We start from the raw sequence: 20749 nt of genomic DNA on the forward strand, positions 1-20749 counted from the left end.
GCCGCCCCGCTGCTGGCCGCCGACGCGCTGCCGCGTTTCGACGTATCGGCCATGGACGGGTACGCCGTCAGCGGCGACGGGCCGTGGCAGCTGCGCCGCGATATCGGGTTCGCCGGCGGTGAGCGGCCGGTGGGCCTGCTGGACGGCGAGGCGGTGCGGATCGCGACCGGCGCGCACGTGCCCGACGGGACGAGTTCGGTGGTGCGCGACGAGTTCGTGCGCATCGACGACGACGGCACCCTGTACCGGCTGCCGGACACGCCGATCCGCGAGGATGTGCGCCGCCGCGGCGAATACTGGCTGCCCGGTGCGGAAGTCGCGTCCGCGGGCACCCCGGTCACCGCCGCGCTCATCTCGGTGGCCGCCAGCGCCGAGGTCGCCGCGGCGTCGGTCCGCGGGCCGGTGCGCGCGCGCATCGTGATGACCGGTGACGAGATTCGCGGGGACGGCCCGCTGCACACCGGCCAGACCCGCGACGCGATCGGGCCGGTGCTGCCCGACATCCTGGCCTGGTACGGCGTCACCACGATCGACCGGGTTCACCTGCGCGACACCGCGAATGCCTTCGACGAGGTGCTGACCGCCGCGGCCGACTGCGATCTGCTGGTCATCGTCGGCGCGACCGGCGGCGGCGCGGCCGACCAGCTGCGCTCGGCACTGGACCGCTCCGACGCGGCGGTGCTGCTGCGCCGGCTGCGGCTGCGGCCGGGCGGCTCCACGGTGGTCGCCCAACTCGCCTCCGGCACAGTCGTTCTGGGTCTGCCCGGCAACCCGTTCGCGGCCATCTCCACCCTGCTGACGCTGATCGGCGCCACCGTGGAGGGCATGACCGGCGCGAAGCCCGCGCGCCGGGTGCTGGGCCCGCTGGCCAACGCGGGCGAGCTGACCGCTCCGGTGGCCCGTATCGTCCCGGCCCGGGCGCTGCCCGGCGGTGGCTTCCAGGGCGATCTGCGGCTGCACACGGCCCATCTGGCCGATCTGCTGGACCGGGACGGCCTGGTGATCGTCCCCGCCGAGGCCGAGGACGGCGTCCTGGCCGAGTTCATTCCGCTGCGGGGCTGACAGCGGCGTCGCCCATGCCACCGGGTCAGCCGGGGAGACCGAGAACGGTCAACAGCTGGCCCGGGTAGGCCGCGCCGTCGATGCGGCCGGTCTGGGCGACAATACGGCGGCGGACGCCGGTGACCGGGTTGCGCAGGTGCAGGGTGAACACGTGGGGTGCGAACGCGACGCCGCCGTCGGACCACGCCTGCCGGAATTTCGGGAATTCCCCGAGGTCCCGGATCAGATCGGCGAATCCCTCGGTATTTCCGGAGCGGCCGATCAATGCGCGCATCCAGCGCGCGATCAAACGGGAGTCCGCCTCCCAGTTCACCATCACTGTGGTGGCCAGCTGGTGGCCGAAGAACCAGCGCAGCATATTGCCGTGCCGGGGCAGCCCCGGGAACGCGTCGTGCCAGGCGGCGTTGCAGGCGAGCAGGTTGGCCCGGATGTCCATCAGGGCGGCCATATTGGGGCTGTGCAGGTCGAGGGCGCGGATCATCTCCGGCGTGATGGCCGTGCGCAGTTCCGCCGGGGACGGAACCGCGTCCGAGCCCAGTCCGGCCAGGTCATCGAGCTGGCGGCGGTCCGCGCTGGAGAGCGGGACCAGCCGGTCCAGGTAGCGGGCGAGCGCGGTCACCACTTCACGAGTCGGGTTTCCGCGGTCCCCCTTCTCCAGATGCGTTATGTAGCTTGCGCTTACGCCCGCATTGAATGCCAGTCGTTCGCGGGAAACACCGCGATTGTCACGCAGCCGCCGCAGCAGGTTTCCGAACGTGGGTGCTTCGAGTTCCCGAAAACCCTGTCCGCATACCGCTCTCGCGCCCACTGTTCCTCCTTCTCGGAATCCCGGTGGCCCACCCCGCCTCCCCATGGAGGCACTACCGAGATCCGCTTCAGGACGGATACTTACACAGATTGGGATATGAACTGCTCAGCGCCGCAAATCCAATCAGTATCACCGAATAATCCTGTTGGTATATGTAACACGGGATCGGTGATGGACGGCGGGGAGTCCGATCTCCAAACTACCGTCAAGCCCCCAAAGCCAGGGGCGGTTCCGCGAATGAGATTTTCGATTCCCGCGAACGCACCGGATCCGGGGCGGGCACCGCGTCGAGCAGGCGGCGCGTGTACTCCTCGCGCGGACTGCCGAACACGGCGTCGACCGGGCCGGATTCGACGATACGCCCTTCACGCAGGACCGCCACCCGATCGGCCACCTGATGTACGACGGCCAAGTCGTGACTGATGAACAAGCAGGCGAATCCGTACTCGGCGCGCAGGTCCGCGAACAGGTCCAGCACCCGCGCCTGCACCGAGACGTCCAGGGCGCTGGTGGGCTCGTCGGCCACCAGCAGCCGCGGCGCCAGGGCCAGGGCGCGGGCCAGCGCGACACGCTGGCGTTGCCCGCCGGACAGCTCGCCGGGGCGGCGCGTGGCGTACTCCCGTGGCAGCCGTACTGATTCGAGCAGTTCGCCGACCTTGGCGCGGAGCAGCGCGCCCGAGGCCGCCCGGTGCACGCGCAGCGGCTCCCCGATCGCGTCCTCGACGGACCGCCGCGGATCCAGCGAGGCGGTGACGTCCTGATGCACGAGGGCGACGTTCTTGCGCAGCCCGCGCAGTTCGCGACCGGGTAGCCCGGTGAGCGGGATGCCCTGTAACACCACCTCTCCCGCGGTCGCGGGCACCAGGCCGAGCGCGGTGCGGCCGAGAGTGCTTTTACCCGAACCGGATTCCCCGACCAGGCCGATCACCTCACGCGGGGCCAGCGTCAACGACACGTCCCGCAGGGCCTGGAATTTCCTGCCGTGGCGGCGGTAGACGACCGCGAGATCGCGGATCCGCAGCACCGGTTCGGCCACCGCGGCGGCGGAGGCGGTGCCCGCGGCCGGTTCCGAAGTCACCACGGCGACCGCGGGCGCCGGGGTCGCGCCGTCCTGCGGCAGCACCGGGACGGCGGCCAGCAGTTCGCGCGTGTACCGCTCGCGGGGGCTCGCGAAGAGTTCGCGAACCGGCCGCGTTTCGACCACTTCCCCCGCCCGCATGACCACCACCCGGTCCGCGATGGCGGCCACCACGCCCAGGTTGTGGGTGATGAACAGGATCGCGGTGCCGTTGCGGCGCTGCAGGTCCCGCAGCAGGTGCAGGATCTCGGCCTGCACGGTGACGTCGAGCGCGGTGCTGGGTTCGTCGGCGATGAGCAGGTCCGGTTCGCCGGACAGGGCCAGCGCGATCACGACCCGCTGCTTCTGCCCGCCGGAGAGCTGGTGCGGGTACCAGTCGACCCGCGTCTCCGGTTCCGGGATGTCGACGAGGCCGAGCAGCTCGATGGCGCGGGCGCGGGCCTGCGCCTTGCCGATCGGCCGATGGGCGCGCAGGGCCTCGGCGATCTGGCTTCCGATGCGGCGCACCGGGTTCAACGCGGTCTGCGGCTCCTGGAAGACCATGGCGGCCCGGGTGCCCCGCAGGGGTCGCAGTGCGTCCTCGGTGGCGCCGACGATCTCGGTCCCGTCCAACCGGATCGAGCCGCTCGCGGTCGCGCCGGCGGGCAACAGCCCGAGCACGGCACGCGCTGTGAGCGATTTGCCGGAGCCGGATTCACCCACCAGGGCCACCGTCTCGCCGCGCGCCACCCGCACGTCCACCCCGTGCACGACCTCGCGCGCACCGAAACGTACTGCCAGGTCACGAATGTCGAGCAAGGTCTCGCCGGTCATATCACCCTCCGGGCGCGGCCCAGAGCCTGGGCGATCAACAGGAATCCGAGCGTCAGCGCCGACACCACCAGCAGCGGCCCGACCGCCATGGCGGGATTGGCGTCCAGATTGCGGGTGGACTCGGCGATGATGGACCCCAGCGACGGGTCCGGCGGCCGCACCCCGATGCCGATGAAACTCATGGCGCTGTCCACGAACACGGCCAGCGACAGCGACAGCGCCAGCTGCACCGCGAGCGGCTCGATCACATGGGGCAGCACGTGTTTGCGCAGGGTCCACGCGGTGCTCGCGCCGATCACGGTGGCGGCCTCGACGAAGGGCTGCTCGCGCACGGCCAGCACCGCGGTGCGGACCTGCCGGCCGAAGATGGGGACCTCGGCGGCGATGATCACGATGGCGACCGCGTGCGCGCCGGGCCCGGTGACCGCGGTCAGCGCGATGGCGAAGATCAGCGCCGGGAACGCCAGGATCAGGTCGAACACGCGCTGTGCCAGCACATCCGCGACCGGATTCACGGTCGCGGCCAGCCCGATGACCGAGCCGAGGACCGCGCCGGCCGGAACCGCCAGGAAGGCGATCAGCAGATCCACCCGGATTCCGTACAGCAGGCGGGTGAACACATCCCGATTGAGGTGATCGGTCCCCAGCCAGTGCTCTCCGCTCGGGCCGAGCAGATTGGCCCCCGGAATCTGCTCCAGCGGCCCGTATTCGGTCAGCAGCCCGGCGGCCAGCGCCGCCACCGCGATGACTGCGATGAGCAGTACCCCGGCCAGTCCCTGGCCACGGGTCACGGCCCGCAGCGGCGAACGCTGCGGATCGGCCACGCGCAGCGGGCTTTCCGCCGCGGCCCCGGGCTCATCGCCCTGCCCGGCCTCGGTCTCGCCGGACGGCTCGGGCTCGGCGCTGTCGGGCAAGTCCACGATGCCCGGCGCGGCCACAGCGTTCGACTGCCCGGTCACACCCGGCGGAAGATCGACCACCGGATCCGCAGGCGTGCCGGTGGTGGAAACGGCGGACTCGCTCATGCCCGGCCTCCGATGCGGATGCGGGGATCGAGGTAGGCGTGGGCGATGTCGGTGATCAGCTGGATGGCCACGAACACCGCGACGGAGAACACCAACAGTGCCTGGACGACGGGGTAGTCGCGGCGGTTGATGCCTTCTTCGATGAGGCGCCCGATACCCGGCCAGGCGAAGGCCGCCTCGACCAGGACCGCACCGCCGAGCAGGTTGCCGGTCTGGATGCCGAGGGTGGTGAGCATGGCGGGCAGGGCGTTGCGCAGCGCGTCGTGGGTGACGATGCGGCGGCGCGGGACGCCGAGAGCGCGGGCGGTGAGGACGTAGGGCTTGCCGAGTTCGGTGCGCAGGGCCTCGGTGAGGAAGCGGGTCAGCGCCGCCGACACCGGCAGGGCGAGGCAGACGGCGGGCAGCAGCAGGTATTGCACGGCGATGTCGGGGCGGGCGAGGAAACCGTCCGGCGGCAGGCCGCCCGCGGGCAGGACGGGGATGGCGACGGCGAACACCAGCACCAGCAGCACGCCGGTCACGAAGACCGGGATGGCGACGGCGACGGTATTGGCGGCGGCCACGATCGCGTTGAGCCAGCGGCGATCCCACAGCACCGACGCGACCGACACCGCCAGGCTCACGATGAGCGCGAGCAGGAGGGCCGCGCCGGCGAGGATGAGAGTGTTGGACAACCCGCGGCCGATCAGGTCGGAGATCTGGCCGCCGATGAGGTACGACCGGCCCAGGTCGCCGGTCACCACGCCGCGCAGCCACGACAGGTACTGGGCGGGGATGGACCGGTCCAGTCCGAGCTGATGCCGGATGGCCGCGACGGTTTCCGGCGTGGCGTCGGCCCCGGCGAGGATGGTCGCCGGGTCGCCGGGCACCAGCCGCAGCAGCAGGAAGATCAGCACCGAGGCCCCGAACAGCACCGCCAGCGCGGAGGGCACCCGGCGCAGCAGGTAGGCGGTCATGCCAGGAACGCCTCGGTCAAGGCGAGTTCGCGGCGCTTGGTCCAGGTGAAGCCGTGCAGTTTTCGGGTCGCCGAGCCCTGCGCGTACCGGACGCCGATCTCGATGAGGAACAGGCTGTCCAGCAGCTGATCGCTCAAGGCCTGGTAGGCGCGGACCGCGTCCGGGCCGGTGCTCCGCGGCAGCTGCCAGGCCGCGTCGGCGGCGGCCACGTAGGCGGGAGATTCGAAGTGGGAGGCGTTCTTGCGGGCGTTGAACGGGTACGCGCTGACAGTGAGGGTGGAGGGCACGAACTGCGCCCACGAGTGGTCGGTGATCCACAGGCCCGGGAATTGCGCGCCGATCAGCTGTTTGACGAACGTGGCGTTGTCGGTGGGCGCGAGTTCCACCTCGATGCCGATCTCGGCGAGATTGGCCTGGACGATCTGCGCCGCCGCCTCGTACGCCGACACCGCCGTGTTGTAGGCGAGCGGAATCTTCGGGGGCTTGGGCAGCTGGGCCAGGATCTGCTTGGCCTTGGCCGCATCTCGCGAGTACCGGGTGTTGCGGGCGGCGTCGAAGGCCGGAGAGTTCTTGGGCCACGGCAAGTTCGCCGCGTAGCCGGCGCCGCGGAACACCTCGGCGATGATGCGCTCGCGGTCGACGGCGTAGGCGATGGCCTGCCGCAGCCGCACGTCCGACAGCACGGGGTCGGCGACGTTCACGCCGACGTAGATCTCGAGCTCGGCGCCCTCGTAGGTGTGGACGCGGTAGCCGTCGGCCTTGGCGAGGTTCTCGTTGTCGCGGTAGGTGACGCCGTCGGCGAGGTGGATCTGCCCGGTCTTGAGGGCGTTCAGCTGCGCCTGATTGTCGGAGATGACGGTGATCTCGACCCGGTCCAGGTAGGGACGGTCCGGCACCCAGTAGTTCGCGTTCTTCTCGAATACCAACTGCTGGTTGGGGATTCGCTGCACGAACCGGAACGGACCGGTGCCGATGATCTTCTCGCCGGTGCCGAGCTGGTCGATGGATTCGCTGTCGAGAATGGGGACGGTGTCGAGCAGGTCGAACAGGTTGCTCAGTGGGTGCGCCAGCGTGAGCGTGACCCGGTGCGGGTCGCTGGTGTCGATGCCGGTCACCGCGGCGGCGGTGCTCTTGAGCTGGCTCGACCATTTCGGGTCGGCGTAGGTGCGCAGCGAGAACTCCACATCCTTGGAGGTGAAGGGCCGGCCGCTGTGGAATCTCACGTCGTCGCGCAGTTCCAGGGTGATGGACTTGCCGTCGGGCGCGACGGTCCAGCTCTTGGCCAGCAGCGGCTGCGGTTCGAGCTTGTCGTGCGGGTAGCGCACCAGGGACTCGAAGACCAGGCCGACCACGTAGGGCGTGGTGCCGGTGTTGGTGAGCAGGTTGGCGGGGACGAGGTCCACCAGCACGCCGTACTTCAGGGTCCCGCCGCGTACGGGTTGCGCGTTGTCGTCGCCGCCCTTCTGCTGGCTCACCGCCGAGGTGCAGGCGGCCAGCGCCCCGCCGCCGAAGATCGCCAGGGCGGCGACAGCGGAACCGCGCAGGAAGTGACGGCGATGGAGGGCGCCGGGGGACGAATTCATCTGGAAATCCTCGAGTGTGGACCGATCGCTGGATTGTGTGCGGCGACGCTATCCGCGAATACATGACGAATCACCGGTTGCGCGCAGCCAGAGTGAAACCCTGGCCGTCGCACCGGCGGACGGCCTTTGCTGGGGGCATGTCAGTCCCCGCCCATGCCCGTGGTTATGAGAATTTCTCCGGTGAGATCGGCCGCACCACCGCCGATTCCACACCGGAATGGCAGTATCCGCCGGTCGCGCCCGCCGGCGCGCCGAATGTCGTGGTGGTGCTGGTCGACGATATGGGGTTCAGCGATATCGGCCCGTTCGGTTCGGAGATCGACACCCCGGTTCTCGACCGGTTGGCCGCGAATGGATTGCGGCTCACCAACTTCCATACCACGCCGCTGTGCTCGCCGTCGCGGGCGGCGCTGCTGACCGGAATCAATTCCCACCGTGCCGGTTTCGGTTTCGTCGCCAATGCCGATCCCGGATATCCCGGGTTGCGGCTGGAACTGGCCGACGATGTGCTGACGCTGCCGGAAATCCTGCGCGCCAATGGATATGCGACCTACGCGGTCGGGAAATGGCATCTGGTGCGCGACGCCACGCTGCACCCGGCCGCGCAGCGCGATTCCTGGCCGACGCGACGCGGATTCGATCGGTATTACGGATCCTTGGAGGGGCTGAACTCCTTCTACTACCCGAATCAGCTGATCTCGGACAGCTCGCCGGTGAATATCGAGGAGTATCCCGAGGACTACTACCTCACCGACGACTACACCGATCGCGCGGTCGGCTACATCAAGGAACTGCGCGCGCACGACGCCGCCAAGCCATTCTTCCTGTACTTCGCGCACACCGCCATGCACGGCCCGCTGCAGGCCAAGCCCGCGGATCAGGCCAAATACCGCGGACGCTACCGCGAGGGCTGGGATCGCCTGCGGCAGAGCCGATTCGCCGCCCAGCTCGCGCAGGGCCTGTTCCCGCCCGGGACCGAACAGAAGCCGCGCAACACCGAGCCGGGTTACGAGGCCCAGGAGTGGGACGCGCTGACCGACGAGCAGCGGTCGCGGTTCGAGCGGTACATGGAGGTGTACGCGGGCATGGTCGACAGCATCGACCAGAGCCTGGGCCGGATCGTGGACACCCTCGAACAGCTCGGCGAGCTGGACAACACCATCATCGTGTTCACCTCCGACAACGGCGGCACCGCGGAGGGCGGGCCCGAGGGCACCCGCACCTATTTCGCGCAGTTCGCCCAGGTCGACGAACCGGAATGGGAACGCGACATCCCGCACGACGACGAGCTCATCGGCACCGCCAAACTCGGCGTGCACTATCCGCGCGGCTGGGGGCAGGCCTCGAACACGCCGTTCCGGTTCTACAAGGGGCAGACCTTCGCGGGCGGGGTCCGGGTGCCGTTCGTCCTGTCCTGGCCGCAGGGGTTGCCGCGCACGGAAGGCGACAGCGGAGTGCGCCAGGAGTACGTCTACATCACCGACCTCGCCCCGACACTGCTGGAATTGATCGGCCTGGATCGGCCGAGCGTTCGTAATGGGCTGCCCGCCAAGGACTTCGACGGTGTCTCCGCCGCGCGCGTGCTGCACGATCCGTCCGCCGTCTCCCAGCATGTCGAGCAGTACTCGGAGATGACCGGGCATCGCGGCTTCTACCGTGACGGCTGGAAACTCCTCGCCCTGCACGAGCCCGGCCGCGGCATCGACGACCCGCGCTGGCAGCTCTTCGACGTCCGGACCGACCCGACCGAGCTGCACGATCTGTCCGCGCAGCTGCCCGACAAGGTGGCCGAGCTGGCCGCCGCGTGGGACGAAGCCGCGTGGCACAACACGGTTTTCCCGCTGCTCACCCGCCAGGATCTGGCGCGGCGGCGGCCCGAGGAGGCGCGGCTCGGCGATCCGGTCCGGATCCTGCCGGGCACGCCCACGCTGGAGCGGTACCGCTCCCAGCGGCTCATCGCCTACCGCGACTTCACCATCACCGTCGAGCTGTCCGGTTATCGGGCCGGCGACGCGGGTGTTCTGGTCGCGCACGGTGACCCGCTCGGTGGGTACCTGCTCTACATCGAGGACGGTCGATTGATCTTCGGCTACAACGCGTACGGGCGGTACACCACGCTCGACGCGGGCGAAATCGCTGAAGGCAGTCGGCTTCTCACTCTCTCGGCGACTGTTCGGCCGCACCTTCGGTGGGATTTCACGCTGGGTATCGACGGGGTGCGCGCGGGTGAATTGCGTGACCAGGTGCAGCTTGTGGGGATGTCACCGTGGACCGGAATCTCGGTCGGGCTCGACGCGCGTGGGCCGGTGTCGTGGGAGGTTCGTGAGCGTCGGGGGGTGTTCCGCTACAGCGGGGAGCTTCGGGCTGTGACGTATCGGCCGGGGGCTGTGGGGGTTTCCGAAGAGACGCAGCAGGCTTTGGATAGTGAGGCGGAGTTGGTTGCGGAGTAGGGAGACACAGCTCAAGAGATAAAGAGATCAAAGATAAAAAGAGACCAAAAGATAAAAGACGCCTGGAGAAGAGAAGAAAAGACAAAAACGAAAAGCCGAAGAGCGCAAGACGCCGGAGCGGTTGGTCTCTGAAAGGTGATGCGTGCGGTCCGTGGGCTGGGATCGCAGGCTGACGGCTCCCAGCCCGGCGTCAGTCCAAGTCCGGCAGGGCAGGCGAGGCGACCACACTCCTCGTTGTTTTGCGCACGCCAGTGCGACACGAACAGCCGGGACTCACGCGGCCCGTGAGCGCCACCTTCGGCAACTGGAATCGATCACAGCCGCGATCGCCTGCCCCACATGATGACGATCATTCACGTGCGGGGTCCCGGTGGGATCAACACTCTTCGGCGCAATCCACCCCGTCCGGCCCGCATAGGGCGAATCTTGACCCATCACAACGGTTTTCCAGCCATCAGGGCCATCGTTGATCAACGCATGGCAGTGATCACACGCCAGAGTCAGGTTGTTGATGTCGGTGGGACCACCCTTGGCCCAATCATTGACGTGGTGCGCGGCGCACATATTCGCCGGTTGCTCACACCCCGGGCGGGTGCAGCCTTTGTCTCTGGCCAACAGGGCCAGGCGTTGGGCGCGGTTGGCGGTTCGGCGAGAACGCCGCAGGTACAGCGGCATTCCGTCGCCGTCGAGGACCGCGATGACCGGCTTGGTTCCTTCTGCCATCTTGAGGGCTTCGTTGATGGAGATCTGGGTGCCCGACGCGGTGGTGGCGACGCCGGTGCCGTTCTCCAGGTCGGTCAGGCTCATGGTGAGCACCACCTCGACCGGCAGTCCGCGGTGCATGCCCAGGGTCCGCATGTTCACACCCGGCTGTACCAACGCCAGCAGCGCATCGTGGGTGCGCTGCCCGGCATCACGACGGTCACGACGCGCGGCGGCATCAAGGATGCTGTCGGCGATGAACCCACCGGTGGCAGAGGGGCTTTCGGGGTCTTCGACGTTGCACATGCCGGGCCGTGCGAGCTTGGCGAACACAGCGTCCAGGCATGCCCGCAGCTCGGGGGTGATCCACCCTTCGATGCGGCTCATCCCGTCCACGCCCGGGCGGCACACCGTGATCCCGCGACGGCGACGACGATCGGCGTCGGAGACTACTTTCCCGTCGGGGTCGAGGCGGGCGAGGATGTCGCGCCCGATCTTCAACAGGTCATCGGGCCACCCGTTGCGCGAGTAGTCGACGAGGATCTGTTCCGCCTCGGCCCGCGCTTCGGCGGGCACATCGACGGGCAGATGGTTCATGACGTCCATGATGTGACGCACGTGATCGCGGGAAATGTCCCCAGCCGCAAACGCTTCGGCGGTCACCGGCAGCACCGGCGGGGCGACATGCCCGGTCTGTTGCACGAATTCGCCGCAGTGGTGGGTGATCTTCACCCGCACCGACGCGTCATACCGTGAGAGCCCGAGGGTGTGGCGCAGGAACGGCACCATCTTCCCGGCCCCACTGCGTGAATGCAGCGACCGTTCTCCGGCTTCGATGATCAAACGGGTATCCAGCGCGGCGAGTTGACGCTTGCAGGTCTCGAGCTGCCGCATCAACGACACAACATCCTCATCAGAGAACTCGGTCATCTTCCCACCCTGAATAGATTCTTTCAGGGTCGAGACCACGGCCGCCAGTTCAGCGATACCGCAGCCGTCGAGTGTCACCCCATTCGAATCCATGCCTCCATTTTACGCCCGCGTGATCACTCAAGGAACCCGAAATGTCCGTTCTCCCTTGATATTTGAGCCTTCTCACAATGCCGCGCCAGCCTATCGGTCATCCATTTCGGATATGGTTCCAAATAGGTCGCCGAATCAGTCGGTCCGCTCACGAATCCCTTTCTCCGCCCGCAATATCCGAAGCTCACTGTTACGGTTACCGCCGCGATAGTCCGAAGGATCGTTTTTGGACGCAGTACACACGGGGAGATGTCGGTGGATTTCAACAAGCATCAGGCGGGCGCGGGAGAGCCGGGTGCGATGCCGCAGCAAGCCCCCGCGGGCTGGGACCCCCAGGCACCGATGCCACCCATGCCGCCACCTCCGGAGGGACAGTTTCCGTACGGCACAGTTCCCCAGTACGGCACCGCGCCCCAGTACGGGTTCGCTCCGCACGGTCAGGTCCCAGGCCCGTATGGGTATGACCCGTACGGCCAGTTCCCCCAATTCCCGGCCACCATGCCGGGTTCGGTCCGTGCGGCACAGGTGATCTCGTTCATCTTCGGCGGTCTGGGATTGGCGTTGACCGTGCTGGCCGGTGTGATCGCCGGAGCAGGGGCCGCCGGCGCGATGTGTTTCGGTTACCTGTTCCCGATGATCCTGGCTCTGGTCGCCATCGGCTTCCGGAACGGGAGTGGCGGGACGCGAACCACCGCGCTCGTCCTGGCCTCCATCGAGATGGTCATCGGCTTGGGCGGTGTGGGCGCGAAGCAGCCTCCGGGCCTGCTCGGGCTGATCGCCAGCCTGGTGATCGTGATCCTGCTCGCCCAGTCCGGTTCCGCGGCCTGGTTCAAACGGCCCCGGTGAGCGATTCGACGATCTTTTCGATTCTGCGAGTGCGGGTTTCGGTCTTCTTCGCGCCGGTGACGGCGGTGACGTGTTCGCGGCGGCGGGTGTAGGACAGGGCGTCGAACGCCGCGCGCGCGTCCGCCGCGGTCAAGGCTGTCGCCAGATCCTCGGGCACGGTGATGGTCCGCTCGGCGCTGTCGCGCTCCACCGTCACCGCCACCCGATCGCCAGGCCCCTTGCCGAGTTCTTCCCGGATGGCCTTCAACAGACCGAGGCACGGCCCGGCTCCCATATTCGCGATGGATCCGCGGTATGGGATGCCGTCGAAGCTGGCCTGGACCGGGATGCGCCCGCCGCCGCCCAGCGCGACGATGATGTCCGCCGGGACGGGGATGTAGGCACCGCCGCCGGTGGCGGATTCGATGACGCTCTCGAATCGATGCATGGGTGCACGATATAGCGATCTCGCAGCTATTCGAAGGTGTGTTAACAAATATTAAGTAAGCGAGAACCAACCGTTTCGGAAGCTTCACCGCCACCGGTCCGAAACACCTTCGCGGGAACATGTTTCACCGACGGCGGAAGGGTTTTCCCAGGTCGTGACCGGAGAGTGTGACCTCGGCCGCTACCCCTCAGTGACCGGAACATTGCGGCGATCTCACAGCTCACACCGTGGGTTCGAGCATTGTGAGCAAACCGTTTTGATGCCTCCCTCGACGTCCCTACAGTCGAGCCAGCAGCCCGGTTTTCCAGCTCGAAGGGGGCGTCATGACCATCACGCAGAACGGACACTCGTCCGCCGATGCGCTGCTTCGACTGGGGAAGTACTTCAACCGCGGCGAGGTGTCCGGCGACTTTCGCACCCTGCACAAGACCGGTGGGCGCGAGGCCGACGAGTTCTACCGGGACCGCTGGTCGCACGACAAGGTGGTGCGGTCCACGCACGGCGTGAACTGCACCGGCTCCTGCTCGTGGAAGATCTACGTCAAGGACGGGGTCATCACCTGGGAGTCGCAGCAGACCGACTACCCGAGCGTGGGCGCGGACAAGCCGGAGTACGAACCGCGCGGCTGTCCGCGTGGCGCGTCGTTCTCCTGGTACACCTACTCCCCCGCGCGCGTCCGGTACCCGTACGTGCGCGGCGCACTGCTCGAGCTGTACCGGGCGGCCAAGGAGCGGTTGAAGGATCCGGTGCTGGCGTGGGAGTCCATCGTCGAGGACGCCGACCGGGCCAGGACCTACAAATCCGCGCGCGGCAAGGGCGGTTTCGTCCGCGCCGAGTGGTGGGAGGCCGCCGAGATCGCCGCGGCCGCGCACGTGCACACGATCAAGAAGTACGGCCCGGACCGGGTCGCGGGCTTCTCCCCCATTCCGGCCATGTCGATGGTGTCGCACGCCGTGGGCGCGCGGTTCATCTCGCTCATCGGCGGCTCCATGCTCTCGTTCTACGACTGGTACGCCGATCTGCCGGTCGCTTCCCCGCAGGTCTTCGGCGACCAGACCGACGTGCCGGAGTCCGCGGACTGGTTCGACGCCGGATACCTGATCATGTGGGGTTCCAACGTCCCGGTCACCCGGACCCCGGACGCCCACTACATGACCGAGGCCCGCTACCGCGGCCAGAAGGTCGTGGTGGTCTCCCCCGACTACGCCGACAACACCAAGTTCGCCGACGAGTGGGTGCCCGCCCGTCCCGGCACCGACGCCGCCCTGGCCATGGCCATGGGCCACGTGGTGCTGCGAGAGTTCTTCCTGGACAAGCAGACTCCCTACTTCGACGACTACGTCAAGCGCTTCACCGACCTGCCGTACCTGGTGGCGCTGGACGAGCACGACGGCGGCTGGGACACCGCCGGTGACTACAGCGGCCACACCTTCACCCCCGGCAAGTTCCTCACCGCCGCCGATCTCGGCCACACCGGTGAGGGCGTGGAGCACCAGACCGTCCTGCTGGACGCGGACGGCGCTCCCCGGGTGCCCAACGGTTCCCTCGGCCACCGCTTCAACGAAGCGGGCAAGGGCCGTTGGAATCTGGATCTGGGGGACATCGATCCCCTGCTGACCCTGTACGGCCGCACCGATGATGTTGCGGCCGTGCAGTTCCCCCGCTTCGACGGGCTCTCCGCGGGCAGCGATGCGGCTGTCCTCACCCGCGGCGTGCCGACCACCGTCATCGCGGGGCGACGGGTGACGACGGTGTTCGATCTCCTGCTGGCGCAGTACGGCGTCGGACGGTCCGGCCTGCCCGGCAATTGGCCGACCGGCTACGACGATGCGACTCAGCCCTACACTCCCGCCTGGCAGGAGTCGATCACCGGCGTCCCCGCCCAACAGGCCGAACGCCTCGGGCGCGAATTCGCCGACAATGCCGAGCGTTCCCGGGGCCGGTCCATGATCCTCATGGGCGCGGGCACCAACCACTGGTTCCACAGCGACCAGATCTACCGCTCCTTCTTCACCCTGACACTGCTCACCGGCTGCCAGGGCGTGAACGGCGGCGGCTGGGCGCATTACGTGGGTCAGGAGAAGTGCCGTCCAGTGACCGGCTGGGCCACACTGGCTTTCGCCTCCGACTGGCAGCGGCCGCCGCGTCAGATGCAGGGCACCGTCTTCTGGTACCTGGCCAACAACCAGTGGCGCTACGACCCGTTCACCAGCGAATCGTTCGCCTCGCCGCTGAGCAAGGGTGCGTTCGCCGGGCGGACCGCGGCCGACAATATCGCGCTCGCTTCGCGTTTGGGCTGGATGCCGTCCTACCCGACGCTGAACCGCAATCCGCTGGACCTGGTCGACGAGGCGGACGCGGCGGGCAAGACGCCCGCCGACTACGTGGTCGACGGGCTCGAGTCCGGCGATCTGCGCTTCGCGTGCGAGGATCCCGACGCGCCCGAGAACTTTCCGCGTGTCCTCACCGTGTGGCGCGCCAACCTGCTCGGCTCGTCCGGCAAAGGCAACGAGTACTTCCACAAGCATCTGCTCGGCGCGGATTCCAACCTGCAGACCACCGAGGCCACCGGCATTCGCCCGCAGGAACTGGAATGGCGCGACGAGGCCGCCACCGGGAAACTGGACCTGCTGATGTCGATGGACTTCCGCATGACGTCCACGACCCTGTTCTCCGACATCGTGTTCCCGGCCGCCACCTGGTACGAGAAGCACGACCTGTCCTCCACCGATATGCACCCGTTCGTGCACGCCTTCACCCCCGCCATCTCCCCGCCGTGGGAGGCCAAGACCGATTTCGAGGCCTTCCACCGCATCGCGCGCGGGTTCTCCTGGCTGGCCGAGAAGCATCTCGGAGTGCGCAAGGACCTGGTCGCGATGCCGTTGCAGCACGACACCGCGGACGCCATGGCGCAGGCCGGTGGCCGGGTACTGGACTGGAAATATGGTGAATGCGAACCCGTTCCGGGTGTCACCATGCCGAAACTCGTTGTCGTCGAACGCGACTACCCGAAGGTCGCGGAGAAGATGGCCGCGCTCGGACCGCTGGTGGAAACCCTGGGACTCACCACGAAGGGTGTCACCACAATTCCCGATGCCGAGGTAGATTACCTGCGCGGCGTGAACGGCACGGTGGTTTCCGGTGTCGCGCAGGGCCGTCCGTCTCTGGCCAAGGACACCCACGCGGCCGAGGCGATCCTGGCACTGTCCGGTACCACGAACGGCCGGCTCGCGGTGGAAGGGTTCCATGCGCTCGAAGAGCGCACCGGAACCGAGCTGGCCGATCTGGCTGCCGAGCACGAGGGTAAGCGAATCACCTTCGCCGACACGCAGGCCCGGCCCGTTCCGGTGATCACCTCACCGGAATGGTCCGGGAGCGAGACCGGCGGACGCCGCTACTCCCCCTTCACCATCAATGTCGAGCGGTCCAAGCCCTGGCACACCCTCACCGGCCGCCAGCACTTCTACCTCGACCACGACTGGATGATGGAGCTCGGCGAGCAGTTGCCGATCTACCGGCCGCCGCTGGACATGAGCGCGCTGTTTGCCGAACCCGGCATCGGCACCGTCGATGGCAACGGGGTGACCGTTCGGTATTTGACGCCGCACTCCAAGTGGTCCATCCACTCGGCGTATCAGGACAATCTGCACATGCTCACGCTTTCGCGTGGCGGGCAGGCGATCTGGATGTCGGATGTGGACGCCGCGAAGATCGGCGTCGCCGACAACGACTGGATCGAGGCGATCAACCGCAACGGCATCGTGGTGGCGCGCGCCATCGTCTCGCACCGCATGCCCGAGGGCACGGTGTTCATGTATCACGCCCAGGACCGCGCGGTGAACGTCCCCCGCATCGAAGGCGGCGCGAACACCAAGGTCGGCAAGGGCAAGCGCGGCGGCATCCACAACGCGCTGACCCGGATCATGATCAAGCCCTCGCACCTCATCGGCGGCTACGCGCAGCAGTCGTTCGCGCTGAACTACCACGGCCCCACCGGAAATCAGCGCGACGAGGTCACGACGATTCGTAAGCGCTCGCAGGAAGTGGAGTACTGATATGCGCGTCATGGCTCAGCTCGCCATGGTCATGAACCTGGACAAGTGCATCGGCTGCCACACCTGCTCGGTCACCTGCAAACAGGCCTGGACCAACCGCTCCGGCACCGAATACGTGTGGTTCAACAATGTGGAAACCCGTCCGGGACAGGGTTATCCGCGCCGCTACGAGGACCAGGAGAAGTGGAAGGGCGGGTGGACCCTCGACAAGAAGGGCCGCCTCACGCTCAAGTCCGGCTCCCGGATGAAGCGGCTGCTCAATATCTTCGCCAACCCGGACCTGCCCACCGTGTCGGACTACTACGACCCGTGGAGCTACGACTACGAGAACCTGCTGTCCGCCCCGCAGATGGACACTACCCCGGTGGCCAAGCCCAAGTCGCTGATCACCGGCGAGGACACCAAGGTCACCTGGGGCGCGAACTGGGACGACTCGCTGGGTTCGGGTCCCGAGCAGGTCGGCAAGGACCCGCTGCTGGCCAAGCTGTCCGAGCAGGTGAAACTGGAGTTCGAAGAGACCTTCATGTTCTACCTGCCGCGCATCTGCGAGCACTGCCTGAACCCGTCCTGCGCGGCGTCGTGCCCCTCCGGCGCGATCTACAAGCGCGCCGAGGACGGCATCGTGCTCGTCGACCAGGACAAATGCCGCGGCTGGCGGCAGTGTGTCACCGGCTGCCCGTACAAGAAGATCTACTTCAACCACAAGACGGGCAAAGCGGAGAAATGCACTTTCTGCTACCCGCGGGTGGAGGTCGGCATCCCGACGGTGTGCTCGGAAACCTGTGTCGGACGGCTGCGCTACATCGGCGTCATGCTCTACGACGCCGACAAGGTGCTCGAGGCCGCCTCGGTCGAGAACGACCAGGACCTGTACCCGTCGCAGCTGGGCGTGTTCCTCAACCCACACGACCCGCGCGTCATCGCCGAGGCCGAGCGGGCCGGGATCTCCCCGGAATGGATTGCCGCCGCGCAGGATTCGCCGGTCTACAAGCTGATCGTCGACTACCAGATCGCGCTGCCGCTGCATCCGGAATACCGCACCATGCCGATGGTCTGGTACGTGCCGCCGCTGTCGCCGGTGGTCGATACCCTCACCCGGACCGGGCACGACGGCGAGAACCACAACAACCTGTTCGGAGCGATCGACGCGCTGCGAATTCCGTTGGAGTACTTGGCCGAACTGTTCACCGCCGGTGAGATCGGCCCGGTGCGCGCCTCCCTGCAGCGGCTGGCGGGCATGCGGTCCTTCATGCGCTCGATCAACCTCGGCCAGGAACCCGACCTGTCCATCCCGGACGCGGTCGGCCTGGAGCCCGAGGAGATCGAGGCCATGTACCGGCTGCTCGCCATCGCCAAGTACGAGCACCGCTACGTGATCCCCTCCGGCGCGACATCCAAAGCGCACGAACTGGATTCGCTGGCCACCGGCTGCTCCCTGGACACCGACGGCGGGCCGGGCATGACGGCCTTCGACTACATGGCCGACAAATTCCACCTCACCGATACCAACGGTGCCGCCGCGCCCGAGCAGAAGTCCGATCGGATCAACCTGCTCAACTGGGACGGCAAGAGCACCAGCGGGCTGGTGCCCAAATCCGCCAACGGCAACGGCGCCGCTGGTAATGGCAACGGAGCCAAGGGAAATGGGCACCACTCCCCCGCCGCGGAGACAGCGGCGGTGGACACCGAATCGATCGAGCCCGAACCGACGGGAGCGGCGCGATGAAGCTGATCGGACTGCGGCGGCGCTCCGTGCCCGCCGTCACCGCGAGTGACAACGACCGGCGTGAGGTGTGGCGGCGGGACGCGCTGTCGCTGGACTACCCGCACCCGCGCACCCGCGCACTGATCGATGAGCTCGACGCCACCGCCGAAACCGGCGGCGCCGCACCGGAATCCACCGGGGCTGCGCGATGAGCCTGCTGAAACTGCGCCGCCGCCCCGAGCCCGCTGTCGCCATGAACGAGCGGGACCGGCGGCTGGTGTGGCGGCTGAGCGCGCTGCTGCTGGACTACCCGAACGCGCAGACCCTCTCGCTGCTCGACGAACTCGACGCCGCCACCGCGGAACTGCCGGACTCGGTGCGCTCGCCGCTGGCCGGGTTCCTCACCCATCTGCGCACCGGGGATCCGATCGCCCTGGCCCAGGAGTACGTCGAGACCTTCGACATGCGCCGCCGGGCCAGCCTGCACCTGACCTTCTACGCCTACGGGGACACCCGCAAACGCGGGATGGCGCTGCTGCGGTTCAAGCACGCCTACCGGCACGCCGGGGTCGAACTCGGCGACGAGGAACTGCCCGACCACCTGCCCGTGCTGCTCGAATTCGCCGCCACCGTCGACCCGATCGGCGGCGAACGGCTGCTGGGCGAACACGTCCCGGTCCTGGAACTGCTGCGGTTGTCGCTTTCCGACAGCGGATCTCCTTATGCCGGGGTGCTGGCGTCGGTGGTGGCGACCCTGCCACCGGTCACCACCGCCGACCGCCGGCGCATCGCCGAACTCGCCGCCCAGGGCCCGCCCGAGGAGGAGGTCGGCCTCGACCCCTTCGCCATGGACCCGCTCGCCTTCTCCGGAACGGAGGCCCGCCGATGAGCTCCGCGCTCTGGCTGATGCTCCCCTACATCGCGTTCACGTCATTCGTGCTCGGCCACCTGTATCGCTATCGCACCGACCAATTCGGCTGGACCACACGGTCTTCGCAGATCCACGAGTCGCGGCTGCTGAAGCTGGGCAGCCCGCTGTTCCACTTCGGCATGCTCGGGGTGATCGGCGGGCATGTGCTGGGCGTGCTCGTCCCGGAGTCGTGGACCGATGCCCTCGGCATCTCCGAGGCGGCGTACCACGTGGTCGCGGTCTCGGCGGGATCGGTCGCGGGACTGGCGGTCATCATCGGCGTCGCCATCCTGGCCTACCGCCGCCTGACGGTGTCCGCCGTCCGCCAGGCCACCACCGTCAACGACAAGGTCATGTATGTCCTGCTGACCGCCGCCCTGGTCACCGGCCTGCTCAATACCTGGGGCAGCAATCTGCTGTGGGGCACCTACAACTACCGCGAGACCGTGTCCCCGTGGTTTCGGAGCATCTTCACCGGGCACCCGCGACCGGAGCTCATGGTGGGCACGCCGTGGACGTTCCAACTGCACGGGCTGGTCGTGCTGGCGTTGATCGCCTTCTGGCCCTACACCCGTCTGGTGCACATGTTCTCCGCGCCGGTCGGCTACCTGGTGCGGCCGTATGTGGTCTACCGCAGCAAGCCGGACAAGTCCGCGGACAAGAAGCGCTATGCGAAAGCCTGGGAGACCCCCGCCATTCCCCGCCGCTGAGGCGGATTCCGTCGCGCAACCGGGCGTTCACCGATTAGTCGGTGGCGCCCGGTTTTTCGCGGTGTTAACGTTCGGCCCGGCCCAACCGGCTGGTCGGGCCCGAATTGTCTTCGGGGGAATCCATGTTCAATTGGTATGTCGGCCTGCTCGCGCTCAGCGGGGTGATCATGCTGGTGCTCGCCTCGGTCCGGGACGGGCAGAGCAGCACCACGCGCACCATCGACGCCATCTTCGGCGCGGTCTATCTCGGCTACGCCTTCTACCTCGCCTTCCTTTTCGACGGCGACTCCTACCTGATCTTCTTCCAGGCTTTCATCCTGCCGGTGGTGATGGTGGTGAATTTCTTCCGCAATCGCACGCCGAAGCCGAAACTGACCGACACGCAGAAGGCATGGCGCGAATATCAGAAGTCGGCCGGGCAACAATAGCCGGGTGCTCTCAAAAAAATCCGAGCCCGAGCGGGTCACGCCGCAGGAAACGCCCTGCCCCGACTGCGGTGCACGCCGGGTCCTGGTCGGCGGCAGCATGGATATGTATCTGGTCCGGCGCAATAGCGGACGGCCCCTGTCGGATCTGCTCGCCCTGCTCTGCCTCGG

At 67.7% G+C, this 20749-nt stretch carries 16 protein-coding genes; 9 read left to right on the forward strand and 7 right to left on the reverse strand.

Going from position 1 to position 20749, the window contains the following annotated elements:
* On the forward strand, positions 1–1062 hold a 1062-nt coding region (locus ACWELJ_RS23265; RefSeq protein WP_452368239.1), incomplete at its 5' end, for a molybdopterin-binding protein.
* Between the two features lie 25 nt (positions 1063–1087).
* On the opposite strand, the gene ACWELJ_RS23270 is transcribed toward ACWELJ_RS23265, so the two are convergent.
* The 5 genes from ACWELJ_RS23270 to ACWELJ_RS23290 form a co-directional block, all read right to left on the reverse strand.
* Positions 1088–1915 (reverse strand): helix-turn-helix domain-containing protein, encoded by an 828-nt coding sequence (locus ACWELJ_RS23270; RefSeq protein WP_452368240.1) that lies wholly within the window; start codon positions 1913–1915, stop codon positions 1088–1090.
* A gap of 160 nt (positions 1916–2075) precedes the next feature.
* Positions 2076–3761, reverse strand: a complete 1686-nt coding sequence (locus ACWELJ_RS23275; RefSeq protein ID WP_452368241.1) for a dipeptide ABC transporter ATP-binding protein — start codon at positions 3759–3761, stop codon at positions 2076–2078.
* Positions 3758–4786, reverse strand: a complete 1029-nt coding sequence (locus ACWELJ_RS23280) for an ABC transporter permease (protein WP_452368242.1) — start codon at positions 4784–4786, stop codon at positions 3758–3760. Before ACWELJ_RS23280 ends, ACWELJ_RS23275 begins: the two co-directional genes overlap by 4 nt.
* Positions 4783–5742, reverse strand: a complete 960-nt coding sequence (locus ACWELJ_RS23285; RefSeq protein WP_452368243.1) for an ABC transporter permease — start codon at positions 5740–5742, stop codon at positions 4783–4785. The genes ACWELJ_RS23280 and ACWELJ_RS23285 overlap by 4 nt, the downstream gene beginning before the upstream one ends.
* Positions 5739–7325, reverse strand: coding sequence for an ABC transporter substrate-binding protein (locus ACWELJ_RS23290; RefSeq protein WP_452368244.1), 1587 nt, complete (start codon positions 7323–7325; stop codon positions 5739–5741). Before ACWELJ_RS23290 ends, ACWELJ_RS23285 begins: the two co-directional genes overlap by 4 nt.
* Before the next feature lie 137 nt (positions 7326–7462).
* Here ACWELJ_RS23290 and ACWELJ_RS23295 point away from each other — a divergent pair, with 137 nt between their 5' ends.
* Positions 7463–9775, forward strand: a complete 2313-nt coding sequence (locus tag ACWELJ_RS23295) for an arylsulfatase (protein ID WP_452368245.1) — start codon at positions 7463–7465, stop codon at positions 9773–9775.
* A 273-nt stretch (positions 9776–10048) separates the two neighbouring features.
* Here ACWELJ_RS23295 and ACWELJ_RS23300 read toward each other — a convergent pair whose 3' ends face one another.
* Complete coding sequence (locus tag ACWELJ_RS23300; RefSeq protein WP_452368246.1) at positions 10049–11500, reverse strand: DUF222 domain-containing protein; 1452 nt, start codon at positions 11498–11500, stop codon at positions 10049–10051.
* A gap of 255 nt (positions 11501–11755) precedes the next feature.
* Between ACWELJ_RS23300 and ACWELJ_RS23305 the strand changes: the two genes are divergently transcribed.
* Positions 11756–12346 (forward strand): hypothetical protein, encoded by a 591-nt coding sequence (locus ACWELJ_RS23305; protein WP_452368247.1) that lies wholly within the window; start codon positions 11756–11758, stop codon positions 12344–12346.
* On the opposite strand, the gene ACWELJ_RS23310 is transcribed toward ACWELJ_RS23305, so the two are convergent.
* A complete protein-coding gene (locus ACWELJ_RS23310) occupies positions 12330–12773 on the reverse strand; it encodes a YdeI/OmpD-associated family protein (protein WP_452368248.1) in 444 nt (147 codons plus the stop codon). The two genes, ACWELJ_RS23305 and ACWELJ_RS23310, sit on opposite strands and share 17 nt — an antisense overlap.
* Before the next feature lie 323 nt (positions 12774–13096).
* On the opposite strand from ACWELJ_RS23310, the gene ACWELJ_RS23315 reads away from it, so the two are divergent.
* From ACWELJ_RS23315 to ACWELJ_RS23340, 6 genes are all read left to right on the forward strand, one after another.
* Positions 13097–16828 carry a nitrate reductase subunit alpha gene (locus ACWELJ_RS23315; RefSeq protein WP_452368249.1) on the forward strand — a complete coding sequence of 1244 codons (3732 nt, stop codon included), beginning with the start codon at positions 13097–13099 and terminating at the stop codon, positions 16826–16828.
* Positions 16829–16838: 10 nt separating this feature from the next.
* The gene (gene narH / locus ACWELJ_RS23320) at positions 16839–18554 is read left to right on the forward strand and encodes a nitrate reductase subunit beta (RefSeq protein ID WP_452368260.1); all 1716 of its coding nucleotides are present in this window, start codon (positions 16839–16841) and stop codon (positions 18552–18554) included.
* Positions 18551–18745 (forward strand): hypothetical protein, encoded by a 195-nt coding sequence (locus ACWELJ_RS23325; RefSeq protein WP_452368250.1) that lies wholly within the window; start codon positions 18551–18553, stop codon positions 18743–18745. Before narH ends, ACWELJ_RS23325 begins: the two co-directional genes overlap by 4 nt.
* Positions 18742–19422 (forward strand): nitrate reductase molybdenum cofactor assembly chaperone, encoded by a 681-nt coding sequence (gene narJ, locus ACWELJ_RS23330; protein ID WP_452368251.1) that lies wholly within the window; start codon positions 18742–18744, stop codon positions 19420–19422. Before ACWELJ_RS23325 ends, narJ begins: the two co-directional genes overlap by 4 nt.
* Positions 19419–20153, forward strand: a complete 735-nt coding sequence (gene narI, locus ACWELJ_RS23335; protein WP_452368252.1) for a respiratory nitrate reductase subunit gamma — start codon at positions 19419–19421, stop codon at positions 20151–20153. The genes narJ and narI overlap by 4 nt, the downstream gene beginning before the upstream one ends.
* 122 nt (positions 20154–20275) lie before the next feature.
* A complete protein-coding gene (locus ACWELJ_RS23340) occupies positions 20276–20581 on the forward strand; it encodes a hypothetical protein (RefSeq protein ID WP_452368253.1) in 306 nt (101 codons plus the stop codon).
* Positions 20582–20749 lie beyond the last annotated feature (168 nt).

Source organism: Nocardia sp. NPDC004582, assembly GCF_053602115.1.